At 61.2% G+C, this 24,304-nt stretch carries 18 protein-coding genes and 6 pseudogenes; 10 read left to right on the top strand and 14 right to left on the bottom strand.

The features are described 5' to 3' along the window. Nucleotides 1-324: 324 nt before the first annotated feature. From AQUI_RS0117910 to purC, 6 genes are all read right to left on the bottom strand, one after another. Nucleotides 325-3,384 carry an Rne/Rng family ribonuclease gene (locus tag AQUI_RS0117910; RefSeq protein WP_027258726.1) on the bottom strand — a complete coding sequence of 1,020 codons (3,060 nt, stop codon included), beginning with the start codon at nt 3,382-3,384 and terminating at the stop codon, nt 325-327. A 587-nt stretch (nt 3,385-3,971) separates the two neighbouring features. Then, nucleotides 3,972-5,309, bottom strand: a complete 1,338-nt coding sequence (locus AQUI_RS0117905; RefSeq protein ID WP_027258725.1) for a sigma-54-dependent transcriptional regulator — start codon at nt 5,307-5,309, stop codon at nt 3,972-3,974. A gap of 31 nt (nt 5,310-5,340) precedes the next feature. Next, a complete protein-coding gene (locus AQUI_RS0117900; protein WP_027258724.1) occupies nt 5,341-7,113 on the bottom strand; it encodes an ATP-binding protein in 1,773 nt (590 codons plus the stop codon). 36 nt (nt 7,114-7,149) lie between these two features. Further along, nucleotides 7,150-7,818 (bottom strand): phosphoribosylformylglycinamidine synthase subunit PurQ, encoded by a 669-nt coding sequence (purQ, locus tag AQUI_RS0117895; RefSeq protein WP_027258723.1) that lies wholly within the window; start codon nt 7,816-7,818, stop codon nt 7,150-7,152. Next, nucleotides 7,818-8,048, bottom strand: coding sequence for a phosphoribosylformylglycinamidine synthase subunit PurS (gene purS, locus AQUI_RS0117890; RefSeq protein ID WP_027258722.1), 231 nt, complete (start codon nt 8,046-8,048; stop codon nt 7,818-7,820). Before purS ends, purQ begins: the two co-directional genes overlap by 1 nt. A gap of 103 nt (nt 8,049-8,151) precedes the next feature. Then, a complete protein-coding gene (gene purC, locus AQUI_RS0117885; RefSeq protein ID WP_027258721.1) occupies nt 8,152-8,913 on the bottom strand; it encodes a phosphoribosylaminoimidazolesuccinocarboxamide synthase in 762 nt (253 codons plus the stop codon). 261 nt (nt 8,914-9,174) lie between these two features. On the opposite strand from purC, the gene AQUI_RS0117875 reads away from it, so the two are divergent. From AQUI_RS0117875 to bmt, 3 genes are all read left to right on the top strand, one after another. Continuing rightward, complete coding sequence (locus AQUI_RS0117875) at nt 9,175-9,492, top strand: DUF1476 domain-containing protein (RefSeq protein WP_027258720.1); 318 nt, start codon at nt 9,175-9,177, stop codon at nt 9,490-9,492. Nucleotides 9,493-9,729: 237 nt separating this feature from the next. Next, complete coding sequence (locus AQUI_RS0117870; RefSeq protein WP_027258719.1) at nt 9,730-11,619, top strand: phosphatidylglycerol lysyltransferase domain-containing protein; 1,890 nt, start codon at nt 9,730-9,732, stop codon at nt 11,617-11,619. A 67-nt stretch (nt 11,620-11,686) separates the two neighbouring features. Then, entirely contained in the window at nt 11,687-12,706 is a 1,020-nt protein-coding gene (gene bmt / locus AQUI_RS0117865; RefSeq protein WP_027258718.1) for a betaine--homocysteine S-methyltransferase, read from the top strand. A gap of 240 nt (nt 12,707-12,946) precedes the next feature. On the opposite strand, the gene AQUI_RS28360 is transcribed toward bmt, so the two are convergent. Beyond that, nucleotides 12,947-13,225 (bottom strand): acylphosphatase, encoded by a 279-nt coding sequence (locus tag AQUI_RS28360; protein WP_035920071.1) that lies wholly within the window; start codon nt 13,223-13,225, stop codon nt 12,947-12,949. A 72-nt stretch (nt 13,226-13,297) separates the two neighbouring features. Further along, nucleotides 13,298-13,858, bottom strand: a pseudogene (locus AQUI_RS28355) (radical SAM family protein); the annotation flags it as partial. Nucleotides 13,859-14,435: 577 nt separating this feature from the next. Here AQUI_RS28355 and AQUI_RS28350 point away from each other — a divergent pair. From AQUI_RS28350 to AQUI_RS30165, 3 pseudogenes are all read left to right on the top strand, one after another. Continuing rightward, nucleotides 14,436-15,364: pseudogene (locus tag AQUI_RS28350) on the top strand (tyrosine-type recombinase/integrase). A gap of 12 nt (nt 15,365-15,376) precedes the next feature. Further along, nucleotides 15,377-15,667, top strand: a pseudogene (locus tag AQUI_RS30170) (transposase zinc-binding domain-containing protein); the annotation flags it as partial. Nucleotides 15,668-15,734: 67 nt separating this feature from the next. Next, nucleotides 15,735-16,759, top strand: a pseudogene (locus AQUI_RS30165) (IS5 family transposase). 144 nt (nt 16,760-16,903) lie between these two features. Here AQUI_RS30165 and AQUI_RS32020 read toward each other — a convergent pair. Further along, nucleotides 16,904-17,116 (bottom strand): annotated as a pseudogene (locus AQUI_RS32020) (PA0069 family radical SAM protein); the annotation flags it as partial. 249 nt (nt 17,117-17,365) lie between these two features. On the opposite strand from AQUI_RS32020, the gene AQUI_RS0117830 reads away from it, so the two are divergent. Together AQUI_RS0117830 and AQUI_RS0117825 are read left to right on the top strand one after the other, a co-directional pair. Continuing rightward, nucleotides 17,366-18,064, top strand: coding sequence for a corrinoid protein (locus AQUI_RS0117830; protein WP_024090357.1), 699 nt, complete (start codon nt 17,366-17,368; stop codon nt 18,062-18,064). A 1-nt stretch (nt 18,065) separates the two neighbouring features. After that, nucleotides 18,066-18,776: a DUF1638 domain-containing protein gene (locus AQUI_RS0117825; protein WP_027258715.1), complete on the top strand. Its 711-nt coding sequence runs from the start codon at nt 18,066-18,068 to the stop codon at nt 18,774-18,776. Between the two features lie 61 nt (nt 18,777-18,837). Here AQUI_RS0117825 and AQUI_RS0117820 read toward each other — a convergent pair whose 3' ends face one another. Next, nucleotides 18,838-19,248: a SufE family protein gene (locus AQUI_RS0117820; protein WP_027258714.1), complete on the bottom strand. Its 411-nt coding sequence runs from the start codon at nt 19,246-19,248 to the stop codon at nt 18,838-18,840. Between the two features lie 134 nt (nt 19,249-19,382). Here AQUI_RS0117820 and AQUI_RS0117815 point away from each other — a divergent pair, with 134 nt between their 5' ends. Next, nucleotides 19,383-19,895, top strand: coding sequence for a hypothetical protein (locus AQUI_RS0117815; RefSeq protein WP_027258713.1), 513 nt, complete (start codon nt 19,383-19,385; stop codon nt 19,893-19,895). A gap of 174 nt (nt 19,896-20,069) precedes the next feature. Here the strand turns inward: AQUI_RS0117815 and AQUI_RS0117810 are convergent, their stop codons facing one another. Then, complete coding sequence (locus AQUI_RS0117810; RefSeq protein ID WP_027258712.1) at nt 20,070-20,438, bottom strand: hypothetical protein; 369 nt, start codon at nt 20,436-20,438, stop codon at nt 20,070-20,072. A gap of 151 nt (nt 20,439-20,589) precedes the next feature. Here AQUI_RS0117810 and AQUI_RS0117805 point away from each other — a divergent pair. Then, nucleotides 20,590-20,877 (top strand): annotated as a pseudogene (locus AQUI_RS0117805) (helix-turn-helix domain-containing protein); the annotation flags it as partial. Between the two features lie 554 nt (nt 20,878-21,431). Here AQUI_RS0117805 and rnd read toward each other — a convergent pair. The 3 genes from rnd to purM all read right to left on the bottom strand — a co-directional run bounded on the left by rnd (nt 21,432) and on the right by purM (nt 24,304). Further along, the gene (gene rnd / locus AQUI_RS0117795) at nt 21,432-22,589 is read right to left on the bottom strand and encodes a ribonuclease D (RefSeq protein ID WP_027258709.1); all 1,158 of its coding nucleotides are present in this window, start codon (nt 22,587-22,589) and stop codon (nt 21,432-21,434) included. Nucleotides 22,590-22,664: 75 nt separating this feature from the next. Then, nucleotides 22,665-23,261: a phosphoribosylglycinamide formyltransferase gene (gene purN / locus AQUI_RS0117790; protein WP_027258708.1), complete on the bottom strand. Its 597-nt coding sequence runs from the start codon at nt 23,259-23,261 to the stop codon at nt 22,665-22,667. After that, on the bottom strand, nt 23,258-24,304 hold the full coding sequence (purM, locus tag AQUI_RS0117785; protein ID WP_027258707.1) for a phosphoribosylformylglycinamidine cyclo-ligase: 1,047 nt from the start codon (nt 24,302-24,304) through the stop codon (nt 23,258-23,260). Before purM ends, purN begins: the two co-directional genes overlap by 4 nt.

The following is a 24,304-nucleotide window of genomic DNA, read 5'->3' as shown; positions in this document are numbered from 1 at the left end:
CGCTTACGGAATTCATCAAGGCCAGCGGAACACCACCGCAAAAACAGGCCGGACAGACGGCAGTACTGACGAAAATTGTCGCAAAAGCCACGAGAAAACGCTTGCAAGGCAGGAGCCACCCACAGAGGCCATTGCGCCCGGTCTGGGCGGCTCCGGAATTCGACATGAATTCTGGCTTGGAAAACACATCTTTTCAGAGCCCTTTCCCGCGCCGGGAAACGCTTTCCTGCGACCCAGCCGGCGGCATTGCCATTGCGAGGAGCGCCCTAAAAAGAGAAAGGCAGGCCCTTTGGCCTGCCTCTCCCGCTAAATCTCATTTCGCGATCAGCTGCCCACCGACCACCAGCCGCGGCGTTTCGGTTTGGGCGGTGCTGCCGGTTCCGGTTCAGCCGCTGCAACGGCCATTGCAGGTTCCGGCTGCTTCTCCTCTTCCGAGGGTGCCTGCTCCGGCTGTGCAGCCTCTTCTGCAGCAGGCTGTTCTTCTACCGCCTCAGCAGCTGCGTCCGGTGCTGTATCTGCAGGCACTTCCACCGGTGCTGCTTCGGCTTCAACCGCGACCGGTTCTGCCGGAGCGGCTTCAACTTCCACAGCAGTAGCCTCTGCTGGAACCGCAACTTCGGCTTCCACAGCACTCCCGGTGGCAGGCTCAGCATCATCGACAACAGCGGCTGGAGCACTTTCTGCTGCGTCATCAGCCGGTGCCCGCGCAACGGTCTCCGTTGCAGGAGGATCTTCAGCTTCAGCCGCGGCCGGGGCGTCTTGTGCCACTGCTTCAGCGGTCTCGACGGAGGCAGGAGCCTCTTGCGCGGTCTCTGCGGTCTCTGCCTCAGCCGGTTTGGCCTTGGGCTTGCGCGACCGGGTACGGGTGCGGCTGCGGGAAGGTTTCTTTTCCTTCACCTCTTCTGCGACAGCGCCTTCGGCGGCGGCCTCCGCAGGTTCAGCTGCGTCATCCTGCTGCTGCAGCTCGTCAGAGGTCTCATCGCCGTTTTCACCATCTTGGCCCTGTTCGCCATTGCCGGGCTTCCGGCGGCGGCGGCGGCGGCGCTTACGCTTGGGTTTGTCGTCCTGCGCAGACTCCTCAGCAGGGGTTTCAGCCTCTGCGGCTGCAGGCGCTTCTTCCTCGTCTTGACTGGCTTCCTCAGCGTCCACCTGATCCATGATCGACGTGTCAACGGACACCACCGGAGCAGTCGCAGCAGGCACCACGCGGGATGCGGTTTTGAACTTCTCCAGCACAAAATCCGGGCTGACCAGATGAGGATCGCCTTCGATGCGCACGGACAGGCCGTAACGCGCCTCAATCTGGGCGATATGCTCGCGCTTCTGGTTCATCAGGAAATTGGCGATAGAGACCGGGCAGCGCACCAGCACTTCGCGGGAGCGGCGGCGGGTGCCCTCTTCCTCGATCTGGCGCAGGATCGACAGCGCCATCGAGTCGTCCGAGCGGATCAGGCCGGTGCCGTGGCAGTGCGGGCACGGCGCGGTCGTTGCCTCGATCATGCCAGGGCGCAGACGCTGACGCGACATTTCCATCAGGCCAAAGCCCGAGATCCGGCCCACCTGGATGCGGGCGCGGTCGGTCTTCAGTTTGTCCTTCATGCGTTTTTCGACGGCGGCGTTGTTCTTGCGCTCGTCCATGTCGATGAAGTCGATCACAATCAGGCCGGCGAGGTCGCGCAGACGCAGCTGGCGGGCGACTTCTTCAGCCGCCTCCAGGTTGGTGTTGAGCGCGGTTTCCTCGATCGAGCCCTGTTTGGTGGCCCGGCCGGAGTTCACGTCGATCGCCACCAGCGCTTCGGTCACGCCGATCACGATGTAGCCGCCGGATTTCAGCTGCACGGTCGGATTGAACATACCGGCCAAGTAGCTTTCCACCTGGAAACGGGCAAACAGCGGCAGCCCTTCCTGGTAGTTCTTCACGTTTTTGGCATGGGACGGCATGATCATTTTCATGAAGTCCTTGGCGATGCGGTAGCCGCGCTCGCCTTCTACCAGAACCTCATCAATCTCGCGGCTGTAAAGATCGCGGATCGAGCGTTTGATCAGGTCGCCTTCTTCATAGATCTTGGCCGGCGCGATGGATTTCAGCGTCAGCTCGCGGATCTGCTCCCACATCCGCTGCAGGTATTCATAGTCGCGCTTGATCTCGGATTTGGTGCGTTTTGCACCGGCGGTGCGCACGATCAGGCCCGCGCCGGTCGGCACATCCAGTTCGGTTGCGATATCCTTCAGCTTCTTGCGGTCAACAGCGTTGGTGATCTTGCGGGAGATGCCGCCGCCGCGGGCGGTGTTGGGCATCAGCACGCAATAGCGGCCGGCCAACGACAGGTAGGTGGTCAAGGCCGCGCCCTTGTTGCCACGCTCTTCCTTGACGACCTGCACCAGCAGGACCTGGCGGACTTTGATCACTTCCTGGATTTTGTAACGGCGCGGACGGGGCTTGCGCGGTGGACGGATGTCCTCGCTGTCATCCTCGTCGGCAACCGACTCGATGCTGTCATCTTTGGACGTCGCATCGGCACGGCCGGTTTCGCCCGTGTCTTCATCGCTGTCGCCGCTGTCGGCGGTTTCAGCACCGGCACTGGCAGGCGCGGCCTCCGGAGCGGCCGGTTCTGCATCGTCCTCAGCAGCTTCGGCAGCTGGCTCAGAGACAGCTTCTGCCTTGGCTGCAAGCTCTTCCGCAGTTTCTGCAGGTGTCTCTTCAGCAGCGGCGGCCTCAACTGCCACGTCTGCAGGCGCTTCTTCGCCAGCAGTCTCAGCGGGTTCCGCAGCCGCTTCAGCTTCGGCTGCTTCCGGAGCAGATGCATCATCGTCTTCCGGTTCTTCCACCGGCGTTTCCGCAACATGTTCCACCGGCGAGGACCCTTCCGGCACGTCCGCCAGATCATCCGCGGCCTCAGCACTGTCGCTCAGGTCGATGGTCTCCATTCCGGCGATTTCAGCGGTCTTCTCCTCAGAGGCCTCAACCTCCTTGGTTTCCACCGCATCATCAGAAGACGTCTTGGCAGCCTTGGCGGCGGATTTGGAACGGCGCGACCGTTTGGGCTTGGCCGGTTTTTCGTCCTCTTCCTCGTCGCGGGCGCGCATCGCCTCGGCATAAGCGCGTTCTTCCTCCATCAGCGCCTCACGGTCGGCGACGGGGATTTGGTAATAATCCGGGTGGATTTCGGAAAACGCCAGGAAACCATGACGGTTGCCGCCATAGTCCACAAAAGCCGCCTGCAGCGACGGTTCGACCCGGGTTACTTTTGCGAGGTAAATATTGCCAGCAAGCTGGCGTTTGTTTTCGGATTCAAAGTCGAATTCCTCAACCTTGTTTCCATCCACAACCACAACACGGGTCTCTTCCGCGTGGGTGGCGTCGATAAGCATCTTCTTTGCCATGTGTCCTTGGTGCACCTGCCCTGTGCGTCCGCAAGCCTCGTGTTTCCAGGCGGCCGCGCACGTTTCGGGTGGTGTCTTGTCAGGGCGATCTGGGACGGCGCGGTGCAGCAGGTGGTCCCGGGATCGATGCCCGGCCTTCCTGCCTCAGTGCTTTTCGCTCTCGCGCGCGTCATCGCGGTTCTTCTCCGGCAGGCGGGTGCTGCCCGTCCCTGCCACATTATCCCTGTACCGGCTGAAATCCCGGCTTGGGCGCTAAACTGCCCTCCAAAGTTCAGAGGGCCAATCGGTCTGACTGCAGCTTTCTCGGATCATGCCGGACAAAAACCACAGTCAGCGAAACTCATAAGAACGGGGGAACCATACAGCGGTTTCCGGCCCGTTTGGTCAGCATAAGGCCTGTGGATAGGTAATGACAATGGACATTCGTCACCACGGGGCCTGAAAATGCAAACGGCCTGCCGATAGCAGACAGGCTGTTAATTTAAGGCAACTTTTCAGGAGAAAAGCCGGAATTCGGCACGAATTCCGGCTCGGAAAACACGTGATTTCCGGGCCGTTTCCCGCGCCGGGAAACGGCTGCTGAAGGTTCAGGCCAGATAGTCGGACCGCTGCAGGCCGTATTTGGCCATTTTCTCGTTCAGCGTCCGGCGCGGCAGGCACAGCTCGTCCATCACGCTGGCGATGGACCCTTTGTGGCGGCGCATGGTGTTGTCGATCAGCATCCGCTCAAAGGCTTCCACATATTCCTTCAGCGGCTTGCCCTCGGTGGTCATCACCGGCTGCATTTCCTCGTGATCGGACATCAGGAGCGAGGCAATGGTGCCGGACCCCCGGCGCGATTGCAGGACCGCGCGTTCGGCGATGTTGATCAGCTGGCGCACGTTGCCCGGCCAGGGTGCCTGCAGCAGCTGTGCCGCCTCCTGGGCGCTGACCTGCGGCGCGTCGCAGCCGTATTCTTCGGAGAACTGTTCCGACAGGCGGGTGAACAGGGTCAGGATGTCCTCGCCGCGCTGGCGCAGCGGCGGCACAGTGATGCGCAACGCCGCCAGGCGGTAGAACAGATCCGGGCGCAGCGCATCTTCGCAAGTCTTGCCGGCCTCTTGCAGGTTGGAAATCGCGATGATCCGGGTTTCCGCAGGCGTGCCCTGTTCGTTGATGACGCTCAGCAGCCGGGCTTGCAGGGTTTCCGACAGCGCATCGATATCCTCCAGCACCAGGGTGCCGCCGCGCGCTTCTTCGATGGCAGGCAGCATGCTGTCTTCGGGCAGCATCGGACCGAACAGACGCTTGGCGAGCGCCTCCTCTTCCAAGGCAGCACAAGAGATCAGCACGAATTTCTTGCCAGCACGGCTGCCAACCGCATGCAGCGCATGCGCCACCAGTGTCTTGCCGGTGCCGGTCTCGCCGTCAATCAGCACATGGCCGTCGGCCTGGCCGAGGTCCAGGATATCCTCGCGCAGGCGCTCCATCACCGGGCTTTGGCCGATCAGCTTTTTCATAATCTGGCCGCCATCCGACAGCTCGCGCCGCAGCGCCCGGTTGTCCAGCGTCAGGCGGCGCGCACCAGTGGCGCGTTTGGCCAGTTCCGACATGCGGTCCGGGTTAAAGGGTTTTTCCAGGAAGTCGAAGGCCCCCACACGCATTGCCTCAACCGCCATCGGCACATCGCCGTGGCCGGTGATCATGATCACCGGCAGCGCACTGTCGCTGCCCATCAGTTTTTTCAGGAATTGCATGCCGTCCATGCCCGGCATCTTAATGTCGGAGATCACGATGCCGGGGTAGTCCGGCCCCAGCACCTTCAGCGCCTCTTCAGCGCTGGAGAAGGTTTCGGTGTCGTAACCAGACAGCGCCAGCCACTGGCTGATCGACTGCCGCATATCCTGTTCGTCGTCTACGATCGCGATCTTCATAGCCTGGGCCATGCGCGTTCACTCCTAATCTTCAGGGGCTGCTTCATTCCGCAGCCTCGATGCCGTCCACCAGGACCGGCAATTGCATCTCAAAGACCGCGCCGCCGTTTTGGCCGTTGCGGGCGGTCAGCCGTCCCCCAAGGTCGTTGACGATCCCCGAGGAGATGGCAAGACCCAAACCAACTCCCTCGCCGGGCTGCTTGGTGGTGTAGAACGGTTCGAACAAGTCGTCGAAGTCGTTGATCCCCACCCCGTTGTCCCGCACCGACAGGGTTGCCGTCTCACCTGCGGCCAGCAGAATTTCCACCTCCGGGTCGGCCACCGATTTGGTGGCGTCCAGCGCATTGCGCAAGAGGTTGACCATGACCTGTTCCAGCCGCATCCGGTCGCCCATCACCATAACAGGTTCTTCCGGCAGGATGCGGGTAATTTTCACATGCCTCTGACGCAGCTGCGGCTCCATCATCGACAGGCTGGAAGCCAGTGCATCGCCCACGTTTACTGGGCTGAACGCATCGCCGCCCTTGCGCGCATAGGATTTCAGCTGCCGGGTGATCGCCCCCATCCGTTCGATCAGATCATCAATCCGGCCAAAGGACGCGAGTGCTTCATCCGGGCGGTTGCGGTTGAGCAGCAGCCGGGCGCCGGCCAGATAGGTTTTCATCGCCGCCAGCGGCTGATTCAACTCGTGGCTGACAGCCGCAGACATCTCGCCCAAGGCGGCCAGTTTCGAGCTTTGCGCCAGGCTCTGTTCAGCAACGGCAAGGGTCTTTTGCATCCGTTCCCGCTCGGCAATTTCCCGCTGCAAGCGCGCGTTCAATACGCGAAGCTCTGCCGACTCGCGCTGGAACAGCGCCATGCGCAGCGCCGTTTTCCGGCTGAGCGCATAAAAAGCCAGTGCCAGCAGAATGGCGAATCCCATAATTTCCAGCGCCAGCACTGCGTTAACCCGCTCGCGCACCGAGGAATAGGTGGTGAAGGACGCCATCCGCCAGCCCTGGAACGGCACCCGGGTTTCCAGGCGCATCACCGCCTCGCCCTGCAGGTAGGCATCCGGCGGCAACGCAGTCCAGTCAGTGGTGGCGCGGATTGCCCGCTGAATGGCGCCTTCGGGCGTTTGCAGGGTCAGCGCGTCGGTCTCCATAAGCCCGCGCCAGCGCGCCTCTGTGGCCAGGATGATATTGCCAGTGCTGTCGGTGACCAGCACCGCGTCGGAAATCCCGGCCCAGGCGCGCTCGAATTTCTGCAGGTCCACCTCGACGACAATCGCACCCAGGACACCGGTCGCGTCGATCATCCGCCGCGAATAGGTGAAGCGATAGCCGCCCACTTCCCGCGGGATCACCGAAAAGACCGTGGATTTGGCCCGGATCGCATCGACAAAATAGGCGGCATTGCGATGGGTCTCGCCCAGCCGGTTGCGGTCGGTTGCGGCCACCGTGCGCCCATCCTGCGCCAGCAGCATGATCGACGCCGCGCCGATTTCGTCCACAAAGGAGATAAGCCGCTGAGTGGACAGGGAAAAGTCACTGGATTGCAGCGCCGAGATCAGGGTTTGGTCGCGCGCCAGCAACTGCGGCACAATCGCATGCTGCCGCAGCTCGCTCAGCAGGTTGCCCGAATACAGCGCCAGCCGCAGTTCAGCCCGGTTGCGTGTGCTTTCGGTAAAACGGTGGGTCAGCGCCCGGTTTGTGGTCCATACGGTGACAGCCGCCACCAGCATGAACAGCACAAGCGACAGCCGCGCGCGCCACGAAATCGTGCGCGAGCCGGTCTTCCGCTTGGGTTTGGTCACATCGGAGCGCGGGGCGGTCATAAACTATACCTATTGCGGCCGCCCCGCATCCTCAAGTCACGCCGCAGTGACCATGCCCGCCAATGCGCGGAACACTGCCGTGCCATCGGTGCCGCCGTGCCCCTCATCCGCGGCCCGTTCCGGGTGCGGCATCATGCCGAGAACGCGGCGGTTATCCGAAAGGATACCGGCGATATCAGCAACCGAACCGTTGGGGTTGTTTGTATAGGTGAAGGCCACCCGGTCCTGATCCTGCAGCGCCTTGACGGTCTCTGCATCCGCAAAGTAATTGCCATCGTGGTGGGCAATCGGCACCCCGATTACATCGCCCGCGTTGTAGCCTTGGGTAAAGACGCTCTCAGACGTCGCCACCTTCAGGTCCACGGTGCGGCAGATGTATTTCAGACCCGCGTTGCGCAGCAATGCGCCCGGCAGCACGCCGGTTTCGGTCAGGATCTGAAAGCCGTTGCAGACACCAATGGCATAGCCGCCGCGATCGGCGTGCGCGACCACAGCCTTGCAGATCGGCGATTGCGCCGCGATGGCGCCGCAGCGCAGGTAGTCGCCATAGGAGAAACCACCGGGCACGCCGACGATATCGACGCCTTCAGGCAGCGCGCTGTCCTTGTGCCAGACCATCGACACGTCGAAACCGGCCTGCTCAAACGCAACCGCCAGATCGCGGTCGCAGTTCGAACCCGGGAAGACTACTACCGCCGCCTTCATCACTGCAGCTCGATGCTGTAGGATTCAATCACGGTGTTAGCCAGCAGCTTTTCGCACATTGCGGTCACGTCTGCTTCGGTTGCACCGTCTGCCAGATCCAGGTCGATCACCTTGCCCTGACGCACACCCTCGACCTTGTCAAAGCCCAAGGCCCCCAGCGCGTGGCGTACCGCTTCGCCCTGCGGATCCAGAACCCCGTTCTTCAGCATCACATGCACCCGTGCCTTCATCGCATCATCCCTCAGGTTTTCGATGGCGAAGCCCCATCCAGGCTTCTTCTTTGCAAAAATACTCAAAGACCCGCGTCGCGGTCAGGCGCAGCGGGTCCCTGTCTCAGTTCACCAGCGTCGGCTTGCCCGGCGCCGGCGGGTTGTTCGGCATCACGCCCAGACGGCGCGCCACTTCGCTATAGGCATCGGTCAGGCTGCCCAGGTCGCGGCGGAACACATCCTTGTCCAGCTTCTGGCCGGTCTTCACGTCCCACAGGCGGCAGCTGTCGGGGCTGATCTCGTCAGCAATCACCAGACGCTGGAAGTCGCCCTCATAGACGCGGCCGATCTCGATCTTGAAGTCGACCAGGCGGATACCAACAGCCAGGAACACACCCGATAGAAAGTCATTCACCCGCAGTGCCAGGCTCAGGATATCGTCCATGTCCTGCTGGCTGGCCCAGCCAAAGGCCGCGATATGCTCCTCAGTGACCAGCGGATCCCCCAGGGCGTCGTCCTTGTAGCAGTATTCCACGATCGGACGCGGCAGCTGGGTGCCCTCGTCAATCCCGAGGCGCTTGGAGATGCTGCCGGCCGCATAATTGCGCACGATCACTTCCAACGGAATGATCTCGCAGCTGCGCACCAGCTGCTCGCGCATGTTCAAACGCTTCAGGAAATGGGTCGGCACACCGATCTGACCCAGACCCAGCATGAAAAACTCGCTCAGGATGTTGTTCAGAACACCCTTGCCCTCGATCACGTCGTGCTTTTCAGCATTGAAGGCGGTGGCGTCGTCTTTGAAATACTGCACGATGGTGCCCGGCTCGGGGCCTTCATACAGTGTCTTGGCCTTGCCTTCGTAGATTTTCTTGCGACGCGCCATTGGGAACCTTTCGGGTCAATGCCGGGAATCCGGCCCTGCGATGTGCCGCTCTCATAGTGCAAGGGGGCCTCAGCCGCAAGCTTGCTGCATAGGATCGCCTGCCCGCAGCTGCAGCCGTGGTTTCCGGCAGCGGGCGGCAGCAGCAGCCCGCCCGCCGCGCGCCAGGCACAAAGGCTTTTTCAAGAACAGTTTTTTCTTGCCCTCGGCGACGATCATGCTCCTATCATTAGATCAGGTGCAAACGGTTAATGAGGATCAGCCATGACTACATTTGACGAACGCGAACAGGCGTTTGAGGCCAAATTCGCGCATGATGAGGAAATGCAGTTCAAGGCCCGCGCGCGGCGCAACAAACTGGTCGGCCTTTGGGCGGCAGAGCTGTTGGGAAAAAGCGGTTCATCCGCTGACGATTACGCCCAGTCCGTCGTTGCTGCCGATCTTGAGGAAGCCGGCCATGAGGATGTCGTGCGCAAGCTGTCAGGCGACCTCGGCTCTCAAGCAAGCGAAACAAAGATCCGCAGCAAACTGCAGGAACTGATGCCGCAGGCGCAGGAAGAAATTCTGAGCGAAGCCGGCTGATCACCCAGCCGGACTGCCAGGCCAGAGCCCCGCCCGGCGTTTTCCGCCCGCTTCACCGCACGGTGCCCGCTGGCGGCGTTGCCTTGCGGCTGCAGCACAAACCGGCCCGCTCTGTCTAATTACAGCCACAAGAGGCCGAGGCGGAGAACAGCTCAATTCTGGCGGTTAACTGATCCGCAAACAGCTTGCAGTAGATTGGCAGCAAAGGGCCTTTTGCGCTGCCGTCCCAGGATTGCCATGCTGTTTTCAAATTCCACCGCCCCCAGGCCGGTTGTGCGGCTGATCCGGCTGACCGTTCCCTTTCTGGTCATGGGGGTTTGCTTTTGGCTGCTGCAAACACAGACCGAATTGCCGCCGATGCGGGAACTTGGCGCCATCCTGATCAATCTGCCCGCCTGGAAGTGGGGTGCTGCCGTATTGGCCACCGGCCTCAGCTTTTGGGCGCTGGGGCGTTATGATTCCGTGGCTCACCGCCATCTTGGCACCGGTTTGGATGGTCCTGCAGCGCGGCGCGCAGGCATGGCCGCCATCGCTTTTTCGCAGACCGCCGGGTTTGGCCTGATCACCGGCAGCTATGCCCGCTGGCGCCTGCTGCCCGGCCTGTCCCCGCTGCAGGCGGGCCAGCTCACAGCATTGGTGGCCGCCACATTTTTGGCAACACTTTCGGTAATCTGCGGTGCCGCGCTGATCCTTGCGCCGCCGTCGCCGGGCCTGGGCTGGGCTGGCGGCGTGATCCTGGCTGCCGCCGCCAGCGTTTCGGCGTTCAGCTTCCTGCATCCGCAAACACCGCTTTTCCGGCTGAGGCTGCGCTGGCCCTCGTTAACCGCAATGGCCGCCTTGGGGTTCTGGGCGGTTGTCGACGTCGCTGCGGCCGGCACCGCGTTGTGGCTGCTGCTGCCGGATGGAATTGATGCGTCCTGGGCGCAGCTCCTTACGGCCAATGCGATCGCGCTGGGATTTGCAGTTGTGTCGTCAGCCCCCGGCGGGGCCGGCCCGTTTGAACTGGCTCTTTGCGCACTGCTGCCTGCGGTCCCGGACCACAGCCTGATCGCCGGGCTGCTGGCCTTCCGTCTGGTCTACTATGCTGTGCCGGCGGTTCTGGCCGTCTTGCTGATGGTCTTTCCCGGACTGCTGCCGGCAAGGGTTTCAGCCGCCGGCGAAACAGACCTTATGGGCAGCCGCAGCCTGCCGCCAGCCGCCCTGCCCGGCAGCCGGGCATGCTCTGAAACCGGGATTATCCGGCAGAACGGCGGCCATGTGCAGGCCTTTGGCCTCAACCAGATTGCTCTGCTGGACAGCCCGCAGGCATCGATTGCACTGTTTGACCCCCTGTCGGGCCTTGCAGCCGAGACCTTTGCTTCGCTGGCCCACCATGCCCAAGGCCGCAATGCCGCCGCCTGCTATTACAAATGCGGCAGACGCACTGCGCTGCACGCCCGCAAGGCCGGCTGGCGCGTTCTGCGGATCGCCGAAGACGCGGTATTGAACCCGCTTGAATTCTCCGAGAGCGGTTCTTCCCGCCGCCAGTTGCGCCGCAAACTGCGTCATGCAGAGAAGGCAGGCATTGACGTTTGCCGCGCCGCGGCCCGGATGCCCTTTGATCAGATGCGGGACGTCGACGCAGCCTGGCAATCCGCACATGGCGGCGCCTATGGAACCACGATGGGCAGGTACGATCCCGGCTATCTTGCCGCCCAGGAATTGACCCTGGCATTCCTGGACGGGAAGCTGATCGGCTTTGCCAGCTTTCACACATCCGCCTGTGAATGGTGCCTGGATCTGATCCGGATGCGCCCTGATGTCCCGGACGGGACCGGCCATGCGCTGGTGCGGGCCGGCATTGCCGCTGCCGCTGCTGAAAATATCCCGCGCTTGTCGCTGGCGGCCGTGCCTGATCACCGTTTGGCTAAAGGCGTGGACCGGGGCTTGCGCCGGTTCAAGGCCTGCTTTGCGCCAAGGTGGGAGCCGCGCTATATGGCAGCGCCCAGCTGGCTGCAGATGGTGCTTTGCATCGGGGAGCTTCTGCGCCTGGTGCACCGCCCGCCCGCCGTTCTCCAGGCTGTCCCCGCGGCGCCCGCTCATAATGAAGATGAAGAAAATGAAATTGCCCTTGCCCGCCCGGCATGAGACAGGGAACACAGACCGATTTGCCGCCCTGCCCGTCCGGGCGGCCTGCTGACACGGGATCAAACCGATGACAAACACTTTCAAACAGCTGCTGGAAACCAAAGACGCTCTGCTGGCGGATGGTGCAACCGGCACCAATCTGTTCGCCATGGGCCTGCAGTCCGGCGATGCGCCGGAACTGTGGAACGTGGACGAACCGAAGAAAATTCTGGCGCTGTACAAGGGCTCGGTTGATGCGGGCAGCGACCTGTTCCTGACCAACAGCTTCGGCGGCACCGCCGCGCGGCTGAAACTGCATAACGCTCAAAACCGCGTGCGCGAGTTGAACCGCATTGCTGCCGAACTGGGCCGCGAGGTGGCAGACAAGGAAGATCGCAAGATCGCCGTGGCCGGTTCCGTTGGCCCGACAGGGGAGATCTTTGAACCAATCGGTGACATGTCCCATGCCCTGGCGGTCGAGATGTTCCATGAGCAGGCTGATGCCTTGAAGGAAGGCGGCGCCGACGTTTTGTGGCTGGAGACCATTTCAGCACCGGAAGAATTCCGAGCCGCGGCTGAGGCCTTCAAGCTGGCGGATATGCCCTGGTGCGGCACCATGAGCTTTGATACCGCCGGGCGCACCATGATGGGTGTGACCTCAGCAGATCTCGCCCAGCTGGTCGAGGACTTCGACAACGCGCCGCTGGCCTTTGGCGCCAATTGTGGCACCGGTGCGTCGGATATCCTGCGCACTGTGCTTGGTTTTGCCGCGCAGGGAACCGAGCGCCCGATCATCTCCAAGGGCAATGCCGGTATTCCGAAATATGTCGACGGCCACATTCATTACGACGGCACGCCCGAGCTGATGGGTGAATACGCAGTGATGGCCCGCGACTCGGGCGCCAGGATCATCGGCGGTTGCTGCGGCACTATGCCGGATCATCTGCGCGCGATGCGCGAAGCCCTGGACAGCCGCCCGCGCGGCGACCGCCCGGCTCTTGAGAAAATCGTCGAGGTTCTTGGCCCTTTCACCTCCGACAGCGACGGCACCGGTGAAGACGCAAATGCAGGCGGTGAGCGCCGCTCGCGCCGCCGCCGCCGCGCCTGACCTTTCGGGCCAGAGCGCCGCGGACTATAGCGCGGCCAGTAGAAGCACCGGAATGCAAAATAACGGCGCCGCAATGGCCTTGCGGCGCCCCGCCCTTATGTCTCAGCCTATTTTGGGTTCCAACGCGCCTCACAATCCCTCAGGACGTCCTGCCGGCACACGCATGTTATCTGTGCGACCGCCCGTATCACTTGCGCAACAAGCCTCAACATATGACGCCAGACGCCTGTTCTAACCGGCCTAGCGGACGATGGTGAAGCCGCTCACTTCAGGGTCGGGAACTGTCCGTTCGGTCAGCACATCCTTCACCGCGGCGGCGCCAGGCCCGTGGCCCATCCGGCGCACCATATCGGCGACGCCGGCCGCCGGCCCCATCAGCAACGCCCGCACCGAGCCGTCCGGCTCATTGCGGATCCAGCCGGACAAACCGTGGCGCAACGCCTCGGCCCTGGCCCAGGTGCGAAACGCCACACCCTGCACGCGGCCGGTGACACGTGCATTCACTGCGACAGCAGTCATAGCACACCTTCCTTTCCATCATGCATGATCAAAGCCTAACACAAAACGCCGCTCCAACGGATCAAGAACAGATCAAAACAACGCCAACTGGTCGCCCGGCTGCGGTGACCTGGCAAACAGATCGCATCGCAGGTCCGCTGTACGCTCCTTCAGCCCGATCCGCCGGCAGGCTGCCTTAAACCGCTGCGCAATCATTTCAGCATAACGCCCCTCGCCGCGCATCCGATGTCCCCAGCGCGGATCATAGTCACGCCCGCCATGCATTTCCCGCAGCCGCGCCATCACCTTGGCCGCACGGCCAGGCTCGTTCTTGTCCAGCCATTCCTGCCACAACCCAGACACCTCCCGCGGCAGCCGCAGCATGATCCAGCTCGCAGCATCTGCGCCCGCTTCCGCCCCGGCTGCCAGCAGCACCTCCAGGTAAGCACGGGTGATGCCATGGTCCCGCTCGCACGGCTGGTATGGGTCGGTGTTTGTGCCGAGTGCCAGCACAGCCGCCTTGTAACGCGGCGCCGACAGTTCGTTGCGCAGCACCGCGGCCGCATTGGGGCGTGTGACCAGCCGGGTCTCAAAGTCCAGCCCCGGCGACAGGCCAAGATACGCATAGCTGGGCCGCGCAAAACAGTAGATGCAAACTGGTTAAATACACACTGAACTTTACTTGCATTCGTTTTTTGTTGTATTTTCAGTTACTTATTGGCAACAACCTCATTCGCCACCTTTGTTCACAAGGTGATCACCACAGTTAAAGCTCAACCTGCCAAAGCTTGTGTCTTTTTGAACAGAATGCCGCTTACGCGGCATGCAATGAGGGGTGACCTACGGCCCTTTTGATGGAGAGCAGTCACTCCTCATTGCGCAAAAAACTGGTCCTCTACTACGTGCTACAGTGCGGAGAAGTTACCTCAAGGACGCACTCAACGCAGAACCTGCGAGAAAATCCTGCTGCTGTGAGAGCAGCACACGAATGCTGGGGGTCTGCGTCCGCAAGTGCTATTGCAGCGGCATAGCGCTTAGAATGCCTCGCATGGGCAACACGTCAGGTTACAAACGCGTCGAAAGACGGCGGCAACCAGCCCAAGGACGAAGCCGCTCCGCGGCATTGGCGCGGGAGGCTGGTGTTCAGCGATGATCTGACAGTGGTGCATTTGGGGATCGGCATTTCTGCCTGACGATTGAGGCCTTCTCAATCGAAAGACAGGAGGTTTCCATGACAGGGGAGAGATCGACCCCGCTTCGAGAGTGGATGATCGAGGACATGCGCATCCGAGGGATGGGCGACAAGGCGTAGAAAGCGCATATCCGGGAGATCAAGGATTTTGCCATTTTCCTTGGGCACCCGCCGGATACCGCCACACCTAAGGAACTCCGCGCCTATCAACTGCACATGACGGATACAGGGGTAACGCCGGCGGCTTTCAACGCCCGGATCGTGGCGCTCAGGTTCTTCTTCGGCATGACTTGCGGGCGCGAGGAGTTGAAGCGCTACATGCAGTTCCGCACCCAGCCCAGGAAGTTGCCTGTAGTCTTCAGCGTGGAAGAGGTATCGGACATCCTGATGGCGGCGCCGGGGCCCGGGCTCAAATACCGTGCCGCGCTCAGCATCTCCTACGGCGCGGGGCTGCGGGCCGCCGAGGTCTGCAACCTCAAGATCGGCGATATCGACAGCGACCGGATGCTGATCCATGTCGAACAGGGCAAAGGGCGGAAGGACCGGAAGGTGATGCTGTCACCCGGGCTTCTGAGCTTGCTGCGCGACTACTGGCGCGAGGCGCGGCCGGAGGGCTGGCTGTTCCCGGGCAAGCCGAAGATCAACCCGCTGTCGCCACGGCAGCTGAACCGCGCCTTCACGTCAGCGAAGAACATGGCCGGCATCAAAAAGGCCGCCACGCTGCATACCCTGCGGCACAGCTTTGCGACGCATCTGCTGGAGGCCAACACCCCCTCTCGGCAGCATCCTGCGGATGCGCCTGCCGGGCAGCGGATGTCCGGTTCATCCAGGTGCTGCTCGGCCATGCCAAGCTGAGCACGACGGCCCAATACCCCCATGTCGCCACCAAGACGATCCGTGATACGGTCAGCCCCTACGAGATGCTGGCGCAGTTGCAGGATCAGACAATCAAGCGAAGCCTGAAGTGACCGGGCACTGGGGTGTCCCGCCCGGGGCTGGAGATTGCTGATATATTCCGTGTCCATGGTCCCGGGTGGCGTCGGGCCAATGCGGGGCATGTCAGCCTGACCCAGCTCAAGGTGATGTCGGCAATCGAAGCCTGCCGGACCGAAACGCTCTGCGGGCATGTGGCCGGGTGCGCCAAATGCGGCCATCGCCACATCGCCTACAATTCCTGCAAGAACCGGCACTGCCCGAAGTGCCAAGGGCCAGCGGCGCGCGACTGGATGGAAGCCCGCGCCGAGGATCTGTTACCCGTGGAGTATTTCCATGGGCGTTGTTGCAGAACTCTGACTTCTGAGGATTCACATCAGGAATCCATGCGCTTGCACGGTCCGCATGAGCAAACCATCCCCTCCCGCGATCGCACAACGAACTGGTCCAGCCACAACGCTGCGTTGCGCAAGCGGGGCTCGCTGCTGATCTGGGTGGACAAGGACATGACTTGGCGCGCGCCGCAGGAATGCCGCCCGGGCCCCCCTGCGGTCTTTTCCGACGCGGCGATCCAGTTCTGCCTGTCGATCAAAGCGCTGTTCAAGCTGCTCTTGCGGCAGACCGCCGGGATGGCGTCGAACCTGCTCCGGCTGGCAGGTCCGGATTGGCCCGTGCCCGGCTCCTCCACCCTCTGCCGCAGGCAGAAGACACTGGCGGTGCAGATCCCGTATCGCCGCATGGACGGCCCGCTCAACCTGCTGGTCCCCTCTCGGGGCATCACTCTGTGATGCTCTGCCGGGCAATGGACAGCACCGGGATCAAGTTGCTTGGGGATGGCGAATGGCAGGCCCGCAAGCACGGGGTGCAGGGCCGCCGCCAATCCCTGCCCGGCAGTTGATTGCAAAGCAATCAATGAGAGGGGCGCAAGGTGCATCTGGCCATGGACACGGCGACCTCCGGCATGCGCGCTGTGGAATTCACTCCAAGCCGCGACGGCGACAGCCCTGTGCTGCCGGCCTGTGCTGCCCGACCTGCTCGGTCAGATCCCCGAGGCCGAGCAGATCGGCACCGTGACCGCTGACCGGGCATATGACACGCGCCGCGGCCACACCGCCATCATCGGCCGGCAAGCCACCCCGGTCATCCCGATCCGCAAGAACGGGCCCGCGTGGAAAGAGGATTGCCCGGCTGCGCGGGTCCGCGACGAGACACTGCGTGCCACCCGCCACTACGGCCGGGCGTTCTGGAAGCGCTGGACCGGATACCACGCCCGAAGCCGCATCGAAGCCAAGATGCGCCGCCTCAAGGCTTTCGGCGAGCCCATCGCCGCAAGAGACCCCGAGCGCCAGGCCGCCGAGATCCACATTCGCATCGCTCTTATGAACCGCTGCCACGCGCTCGGCACCGACGAGACCGTCCGCGTGGCATGAAGTCAGTGGGGAAAGGGGAAGTCACACCTCACGTGTGAGTTCTGCAACAATGCCCATCTCTCCCCCAAAATTCTCGCGAGACCAACTTAACCGAAGCCCCCTTAAAATCACCGTTCATCCAATCGATCACGCACCTCATATTTCATGCTCGCACCCCCTGTAAGGGTTTATGGACCGGTCAAACGGCAGATCCGGCGACCGGTTGCAACTGATCAGCGACCGCGCCGTCTCTTGCCGGACTTCGGTGGGAATCACTTCCGCTTCCGGCTCCTGAAACCAGCCGTCATCCTCCTGACGGTGCTCCAAACCGAACCGCCCTGCCGCATTGCTGAGACTGGCGCGCCCTTTGCGGCGCATGGCATATCGGGGGAGTTCCTGCGGCAAGGGCGCACCGCAGCCGCCACGCGGGAACAAATAAAGAACAAATGGGCAATTTTGAAGATTTCCATGTGAATTCTTCATTATTCTTGCGCCGAAATTGTCTCTATACGTCGGTTAGAACAGCGGCAATGTCGCAAATAATGCAGTTCACCGGCTGTATTCTGTCACAAAAGCTTCTGAAATAAGCCAACACCGGGGACTCCCCCGTCAGCAAGGATTAGGCGCATGTCGGACGAAGAAGACATCATCCTCTCGGAACTCGATGACGAGGAACTTGTTCAGCAGATGTTTGACGACCTCTATGACGGTCTCAAAGAGGAAATCGAAGAAGGCGTCGGCATTCTGCTGTCGCGCGACTGGGCACCTTATGACGTTCTGACCAAGGCCCTTGTGGGCGGTATGACCATCGTTGGCGCCGACTTCCGCGACGGCATCCTGTTCGTGCCCGAGGTTCTGCTGGCGGCAAACGCGATGAAGGGCGGCATGGCCATCCTGAAACCGCTGCTGGCCGCAACCGGCGCCCCGCAGATCGGTTCGATGGTTATCGGCACAGTAAAGGGCGATATCCACGACATCGGCAAGAACCTGGTCTCCATGATGATGGAAGGCGCAGGCTTTGAAGTTGTCGATCTGGGTATCAACAACCCGGTTGAAAACTATCTGGAAGCCCTGGGAGAGCACAAGCCGGACATCCTGGGAATGTCGGCTCTGCTGACCACCACCATGCCCTACATGAAGGTGGTGATCGACACCATGGTCGAGCAAGGCCTGCGCGATGACTACATCGTGCTGGTTGGCGGCGCGCCGTTGAACGAAGAGTTCGGCAAAGCTATCGGCGCCGACGGCTATTGCCGTGACGCAGCCGTGGCCGTGGAAATGGCCAAGGATATGGTGGCGCGCAAGCACAACTCGATGAGCGCCTGATTTGGCACGCAAAGGACGCGCAGCCCGCTTGACCGAGCGGGCTGCCTTCCGCCCTCCGACCGGGCGGACGCTTGAGGAAAGCTCCCTCACCGAACAGGGCCTGGCTGCCCCTGAAAAGAAGTCCGGCCGCATCCTGCTGATCGCCTGCGGCGCGCTTGCGCGCGAAATCCTTGATATCAAGGAGAAAAACGGGCTGAATCACATCGACCTCACTTGCCTGCCTGCCAAGCTGCATCTCTATCCCGAGCAGATTGTGGATGCTGTGGACGGTGCAGTAGCCAAACATTCATCTGTTTATGACAAGATCTTTGTGGTCTATGCCGATTGCGGCACCGGCGGTGCGCTGGAGCGCAAATGCCAGGAGCTTGGTGTCGAGATGGTGGCCGGCCCGCATTGCTATTCCTTTTTTGAGGGCAACGAGACCTTTGCAGCCCATGCGGATGCTGGCGAAATCACTGCATTTTATCTGACCGATTTTCTGGTTAAGCAATTCGACGCCTTTGTCTGGCGTCCAATGGGAATAGACAAGAACCCCGAGCTGCGCGACATGGTGTTCGGCAATTACACCAAGCTGGTCTATCAGTCACAGATCAGCGACCCCAAGCTGGTGGAAAAGGCGCGCGAATGCGCAGATCGTATGGGGCTGGATTTCGAACACCGCCACACCGGCTATGGCGATCTTGAAACCGCCATTTCAGATTGGGCAGGCTAGCCCTTCATCTTTTCCCAAATACTCCGGGGAGTGCGAGGGGCCGGCCTCTCGCCCTGCTGCCTCAGGCCTGCGCCATCGCGGTTTCGCGGATCCGCTCGATCATCGACCGCAGCCCGTTTGAGCGTTGCGAAGACAGATGATCGTTCAGTCCAAGCCGCCCCAGCTCCGCCTTGGCATCCACAGCCGCCACCTCTTTCACAGGCACACCGCTGTAAAGGCAGCGCAGCACGGCGATCAGACCGCGCACAATCATCGCGTCGCTGTCGCCGTCAAAGCGGAATTCGCCGTCTTCGATCACCGCGTGCAGCCAGACCTGGCTGGCGCAGCCGTCGACCTTGGTTGCCGGCACCTTCAACGCATCGTCCAGCGGCTTCATCGCCTTGCCAAGATCGATGACATGGCGGTACCGGTCTTCCCAGTCCTCCATGAACTCAAAGTCTTCCACGATCTCTTCAAAGGCGGCAGTGGCCATCGTCCGTTATCCTCAAAATCCGCTTGCAGGGGCAGATCAGCACCTAAGCCCCTGCCCGCCTCATTTCAACCGCTTTCCAAGCCGCGGCCAATCGGGTAATCCGTTGCAAAGACATTTTGAATGGGCGGGGACAGATGCACAAACCATTGGCTCTTACATTGACCTGCGCGCTGATGCTGGCAGGCTGCGGCGGCTGGAAACAGTCGCGGATCAACCCGTCCAACTGGTTTGGCAGCTCCGCGCCTGCCGAAGCGCCGGTGCCGGAAAACGGCAACCCGCTGCTGCCGCAAGACAGCAATGCCCGTGGCATCTTTGCCCGTCCCGAGCCCAAGGACACCACTGTCCTGGCCGGCCGGGTCACCGAAATGCGGATCGAACGCACCGCATCCGGCGCCATCATCTATGCCACCGCAATTGCCAGCCGTCAGGGCGCCTATGACGTTGTGCTGCGGCCGGCCGAAGGCAGCGAAGACGGCGTTCTGAGCTTAGACTTCCGGGTTGTCTATCCGGAGTCCGGCACGGCAACCGGCAGCGAATTCAGCCGCACCATCCATGCCGCCCGCACAGTCACGAATCAGGACTTGGCCGGTATCCGCACCGTGCGTGTGAATGGCGCAGAGAATGCCCGCGAAAGCCGCCGCCGCTGATCTCAAGACCGCCTGGAAAGAAAAACGCCCGCAGGATTTATGGCGCATTCCGGACTTTGGGGCACAATAGCAACGCCTGCCGAGTTTTTTGCTCGGCAGGCGTTTGATTTTTAACAAGCTTGTCTGGTAGCGACCTTCTCGTTGCCCTGGAGAAAAGTCCCGGGGCCACACTTTTCAAAAAAATGCGGTTGAGCCTTCGGTTTTGGAGACTTTGGCCAATATCAGCACTGCTTGGCGGAGGGCGACTTGTCGAAACGAAACAGAACGAAAGGCTGTGTCGTGGCAAAGTCCGTGCCCAAACTGTCTCTTCCTCAAATCCATCCCGATATCGGGAAAACAATCAACCTCAACTGCTGCGGCGATCCGGATTGCCGGAACTACGGCGTTGCGCCCGATTTCATCCACCAGTCCTTCGTAGGTAGAAACGCTCAGACAAGAAAGCAAAATGCGTTTGCTGCAAATCCTGCCTTGGCCAAAGGATATGGGAAATACACGATCACAGGCGGCAAGGATCTGCAGGTTGTCTCGACTGCTCTCGAGCATTCAAAAGATCCTCATCTGAATTAGTCTCGATGTGATCTGACACCGCCCCCTTCTCAGCACGCTGAACTGGGGGCGGCGCATCTCTTGAAGGAGAGGATGGCTGGCCGTTTTGATGGTGGTGCAAACCCAACCGCAAAACGAGGCAACCACAATGCTGAACTCTACCGATAAGATCATCAAACACAAAACCGGTCTGCTGAACCTGGCCGAGGAACTGGGCAATGTCAGCAAAGCCTGCCAGGTGATGCGCTGCAGCCGTGACACGTTCTATCGCTATAAATCAGCGGTCGAGGACGGGGGCGTCGAAGCCCTGTTTGAGCGCACCCGGCGCAAGCCCAACTTGGCCAATCGGATTGACGAGGCGGCCGAACGGGCGGTCATCAAATCCGCCACCGATTTCCCGGCCTTTGGCGAAGCCCGCACCTCCAACGAGCTGCGCACGGGATTTGTTCGTTACTGACCGATTTGGTAAGAAAATCCGGCCGCGAGAGTGGTTTCGTGTGCTTCCACAGCATATCAGCCAGGCAGTCGATCTCATCAGATCGGGAACTCTGCACGAATACGAATACGATCTCGGAAAACAGGAGATTGTCCGAAAAACCTGAAAGTCATTTCGGAAAACTTCATTGCGGTATGCGGTGTTGGACCTTTTCGATGAAGGATTCGAACGCAGATATCGCTGCGAAATATAGGCCTGCGGCACAGCTTGTTCCCACAACCACAGTCAGCGCGAGAGTGATCACCAATTTCTTGAACTCAGCCTTAATGTCTGATTTTTCGTTATTTTTTGGCTTCGTGTCCATGTGCATCTCCGGTTTCTTGAGGGAGATAGGGATGTTCTTGGGGCTGCAACAAGGCAAAAACCAATCAGAACGCAATGAGGCCCCCTCAACTTTTTTTGTTGAGAGGGCCTCATGTCCCAAAATCCGGAATGCGTCACAGGATTTACGGGCGTTTTTCTTTGTGCGGATTGCTGGCTGCGACTATAGCGCCTTACAGCTCCACAACTTTTACGTCTTGCCCCTTGGCGGCGAGACCGATCTTGCCGTCACATAGCCGCAGTGCATCGGCGCCGAACACCTCATGCCGCCAGCCGTTAAGGGCCGGAACATCGCGCAGGCCTGCTGCAATTGCGTCCAGGTCCGCGCTGGGTGCGATCAGCTTGGCCGCCACGCCCTCTGCTTCGGTCTTGGCCTTCAGCAGCACCCGCAGCAGATCCGCCAGCGCCGGGTTCACCTGCAGCTTTTCCTTGCTGCGGTCCATCTTGGGGTGGTTCTCGGGCGGGCAGTCAGCCCCCTTAGCTACGGCCGCCAGGATACCTTCGGCAATCGCACCTTTGCGCGCCTCGCGCAGCAGCAGGCGGGATCCGCCCAGATCACCGGGATTGCGCGGCTTGGTCGAGGCCAGTTCCACCAGCGCGTCATCCTTGAACACCCTGTTGCGCGGCACATTGTTGGTTTGCGCATAGGTTTCGCGAAACGCCGCCAGTTCGCGCACAACCGCCAGAAACTTGCCCGAGGAGGTCCGGGTCTTAACCCGTTTCCAGGCGTCCTGGGGTTGAATGTCATAGGTGGCCGGATCGGTCAGCACCTGCAGTTCCTCGGTCACCCAGTGGGACCGTCCGCTTTTTTCCAATTCAGCGGCCAGGAACTCATAAATCTTGCGCAGATGGGTCACATCAGCCAGCGCATAGGTCTTTTGCGCTTCGCTTAAAGGACGGCGTGACCAATCGGTAAAGCGCGATGTCTTGTCGACACCCAGCTTGACGATTTTACGCACCAGGGTTTCATAGCCCGCCTGATCGCCAAAGCCGCAGACCATCGCGGCCACTTGGGTGTCGAACAGCGGCTTCGGAAAGACATTCGCGTCGACCCAGAAGATTTCCAGATCCTGACGCGCAGCATGGAACACTTTGACCACGCTTTCATCGCGGAACAGCGTATACAGCGGCTCCAGCGAAATACCGTCGGCCAGCGGGTCAACCAGAACCGCATCATTTTCGCCGTCGCCCGCAAAGGCCAATTGGATCAGACAAAGCTTGGAGTAATAGGTCCGTTCCCGCAAAAACTCGGTATCCACCGTAACATAAGGATGCTGTGCAGCGGTTTCGCAAAAGGCCTGCAGGTCTTCGGTGGTGGTCAGAGTTTTCATAAATTCCGGCTTTTCAATCTCATGTGGGCCGGGACGTGATACGCGCTTGTCCCGGGCAATGCAATCAGCCGGACTTCAGCGCAGCTGAACCGGCGTTTTATCCCCGGCGGCGAAGCGGCGCAGAACTGCCGGATAAAGCAGGTGTTCCTGCACCAGAACCCGGGCTGCCAGCGTATCCGGCGTGTCGCTTTCCAGAACCGGAACCCGTGCCTGACCTAGAATGGGGCCATCATCCAGACGCGGCGTCACCTCATGCACGGTGCAGCCGTGTTCACCGTCGCCGGCCTCCAGCGCGCGGGCATGGGTATGAAGGCCCTTGTACTTCGGCAGCAATGAAGGATGGATGTTCAGCATCCGCCCTTCGAACTGCGACACGAACCCGGCGGTCAGCACCCGCATGAACCCAGCGAGGCAGACAATGTCGGCGCCGGCCTCAATAACCGGTTTCACCAGCTCTGCTTCAAACGCTTCGCGGTCACCTGCAAAGGGCCGGTGATCCACCACGGCAGTGGCCACACCGGCAGCAGCAGCCTTGGCCAGCCCGCCGGCATCGGCGTTGTTGGACAAGACCAGACAGGGCCGCGCCGGATGATCGCCTGTCATGCTGTCCAGCAGCGACACCATATTGGAGCCGCCGCCGGAGATCAGGATTGCGACCTTTTTCTGGCTCACAGCAGCTTGCCGGAATAACGCATGCCAGCACCCGCAGTTACAGTGCCCAGGCGCACAACGGTCTCGCCTTCTGCTGTCAGCAGTTCAGCCAGCGCATCGGCGCGGTCTGCAGAAACCGACAGGATCATGCCGATGCCGCAGTTGAAGGTTTTCAGCATCTCGGATTCGGCGATGCCGCCGGTCTCTGCCATCCATTTGAAGACGGGCGGCAGCTCCCAGGCGTTCAGGTCGATATCGGCGCCCAGATCCTCGGGCAGGACTCGCGGCAGGTTCTCGGTCAGGCCGCCGCCAGTGATATGGGCCAGTGCATGCACGCCTCCTGCCCGCACCGCGGCAAGGCACTGTTTGACGTACAAACGCGTCGGGGTCAGCAGGGCGGCACCCAGCGAGCCATCGCCGAACGGGCAATCTGCATCCCAGCCAAGGCCCGAGACCTCCACCAGCTTGCGCACCAGCGAATAGCCGTTGGAATGCACGCCGTCGGATGCAAGCCCCAGCAGCACGTCGCCCTCCTGCACGCCCTCCGGCAGCGCTGTGCCACGCTCCATCGCGCCCACGGCAAATCCTGCAAGGTCGAAATCACCTTCCGGATACATGCCCGGCATCTCAGCCGTCTCACCGCCGATCAGCGCGCAGCCAGACCGCACGCAGCCCTCGGCGATACCTTCGATGATGCGGGCGGCGGTTTCCGTTTCCAGCTTGCCAGTGGCAAAATAGTCGAGGAAGAACAGCGGCTCGGCGCCCTGGCAGACCAGATCGTTGACGCACATCGCCACCAGATCGATGCCAACGCCATCCACCACACCGGTATCAATGGCGATCCGCAGCTTGGTGCCGACACCGTCGGTGGCGCCCACCAGGATCGGGTCATTGTATCCAGCAGCCTTCAGATCAAACAGAGCGCCAAAGCCGCCCAGCCCGCTGGCAACGCCAGAGCGGTTGGTGCGCTTGGCTGCCGGCTTGATCCGGTCAACCAGGGCGTTGCCCGCATCAATGTCCACACCTGCGTCTGCATAGGTCAAGCCGTTCTTGCCGCTGGTCAT

The organism is Leisingera aquimarina DSM 24565, from assembly GCF_000473165.1.
GTDB classification, from domain to species: domain Bacteria; phylum Pseudomonadota; class Alphaproteobacteria; order Rhodobacterales; family Rhodobacteraceae; genus Leisingera; species Leisingera aquimarina.
This window is presented reverse-complemented; position numbering and strand designations above follow the sequence as displayed.

Bases quoted from the DNA above. Each gene is read 5' to 3' on its own strand.
- purS (WP_027258722.1), bottom strand. From the start codon at position 8,048: ATGAAGGCACGGGTGCATGTGATGCTGAAGAACGGGGTTCTGGATCCG.
- AQUI_RS0117830 (WP_024090357.1), top strand. From the start codon at position 17,366: ATGTCGGACGAAGAAGACATCATCCTCTCGGAACTCGATGACGAGGAA.
- rnd (WP_027258709.1), bottom strand. From the start codon at position 22,589: ATGAAAACTCTGACCACCACCGAAGACCTGCAGGCCTTTTGCGAAACC.
- AQUI_RS28360 (WP_035920071.1), bottom strand. From the start codon at position 13,225: ATGACTGCTGTCGCAGTGAATGCACGTGTCACCGGCCGCGTGCAGGGT.
- AQUI_RS0117900 (WP_027258724.1), bottom strand. From the start codon at position 7,113: ATGACCGCCCCGCGCTCCGATGTGACCAAACCCAAGCGGAAGACCGGC.
- bmt (WP_027258718.1), top strand. From the start codon at position 11,687: ATGACAAACACTTTCAAACAGCTGCTGGAAACCAAAGACGCTCTGCTG.
- purC (WP_027258721.1), bottom strand. From the start codon at position 8,913: ATGGCGCGTCGCAAGAAAATCTACGAAGGCAAGGCCAAGACACTGTAT.
- AQUI_RS0117905 (WP_027258725.1), bottom strand. From the start codon at position 5,309: ATGGCCCAGGCTATGAAGATCGCGATCGTAGACGACGAACAGGATATG.
- AQUI_RS0117875 (WP_027258720.1), top strand. From the start codon at position 9,175: ATGACTACATTTGACGAACGCGAACAGGCGTTTGAGGCCAAATTCGCG.
- AQUI_RS0117815 (WP_027258713.1), top strand. From the start codon at position 19,383: ATGCACAAACCATTGGCTCTTACATTGACCTGCGCGCTGATGCTGGCA.
- purM (WP_027258707.1), bottom strand. From the start codon at position 24,304: ATGACCAGCGGCAAGAACGGCTTGACCTATGCAGACGCAGGTGTGGAC.
- AQUI_RS0117910 (WP_027258726.1), bottom strand. From the start codon at position 3,384: ATGGCAAAGAAGATGCTTATCGACGCCACCCACGCGGAAGAGACCCGT.
- AQUI_RS0117810 (WP_027258712.1), bottom strand. From the start codon at position 20,438: ATGCTCGAGAGCAGTCGAGACAACCTGCAGATCCTTGCCGCCTGTGAT.
- AQUI_RS0117820 (WP_027258714.1), bottom strand. From the start codon at position 19,248: ATGGCCACTGCCGCCTTTGAAGAGATCGTGGAAGACTTTGAGTTCATG.
- AQUI_RS0117870 (WP_027258719.1), top strand. From the start codon at position 9,730: ATGCTGTTTTCAAATTCCACCGCCCCCAGGCCGGTTGTGCGGCTGATC.
- purQ (WP_027258723.1), bottom strand. From the start codon at position 7,818: ATGAAGGCGGCGGTAGTAGTCTTCCCGGGTTCGAACTGCGACCGCGAT.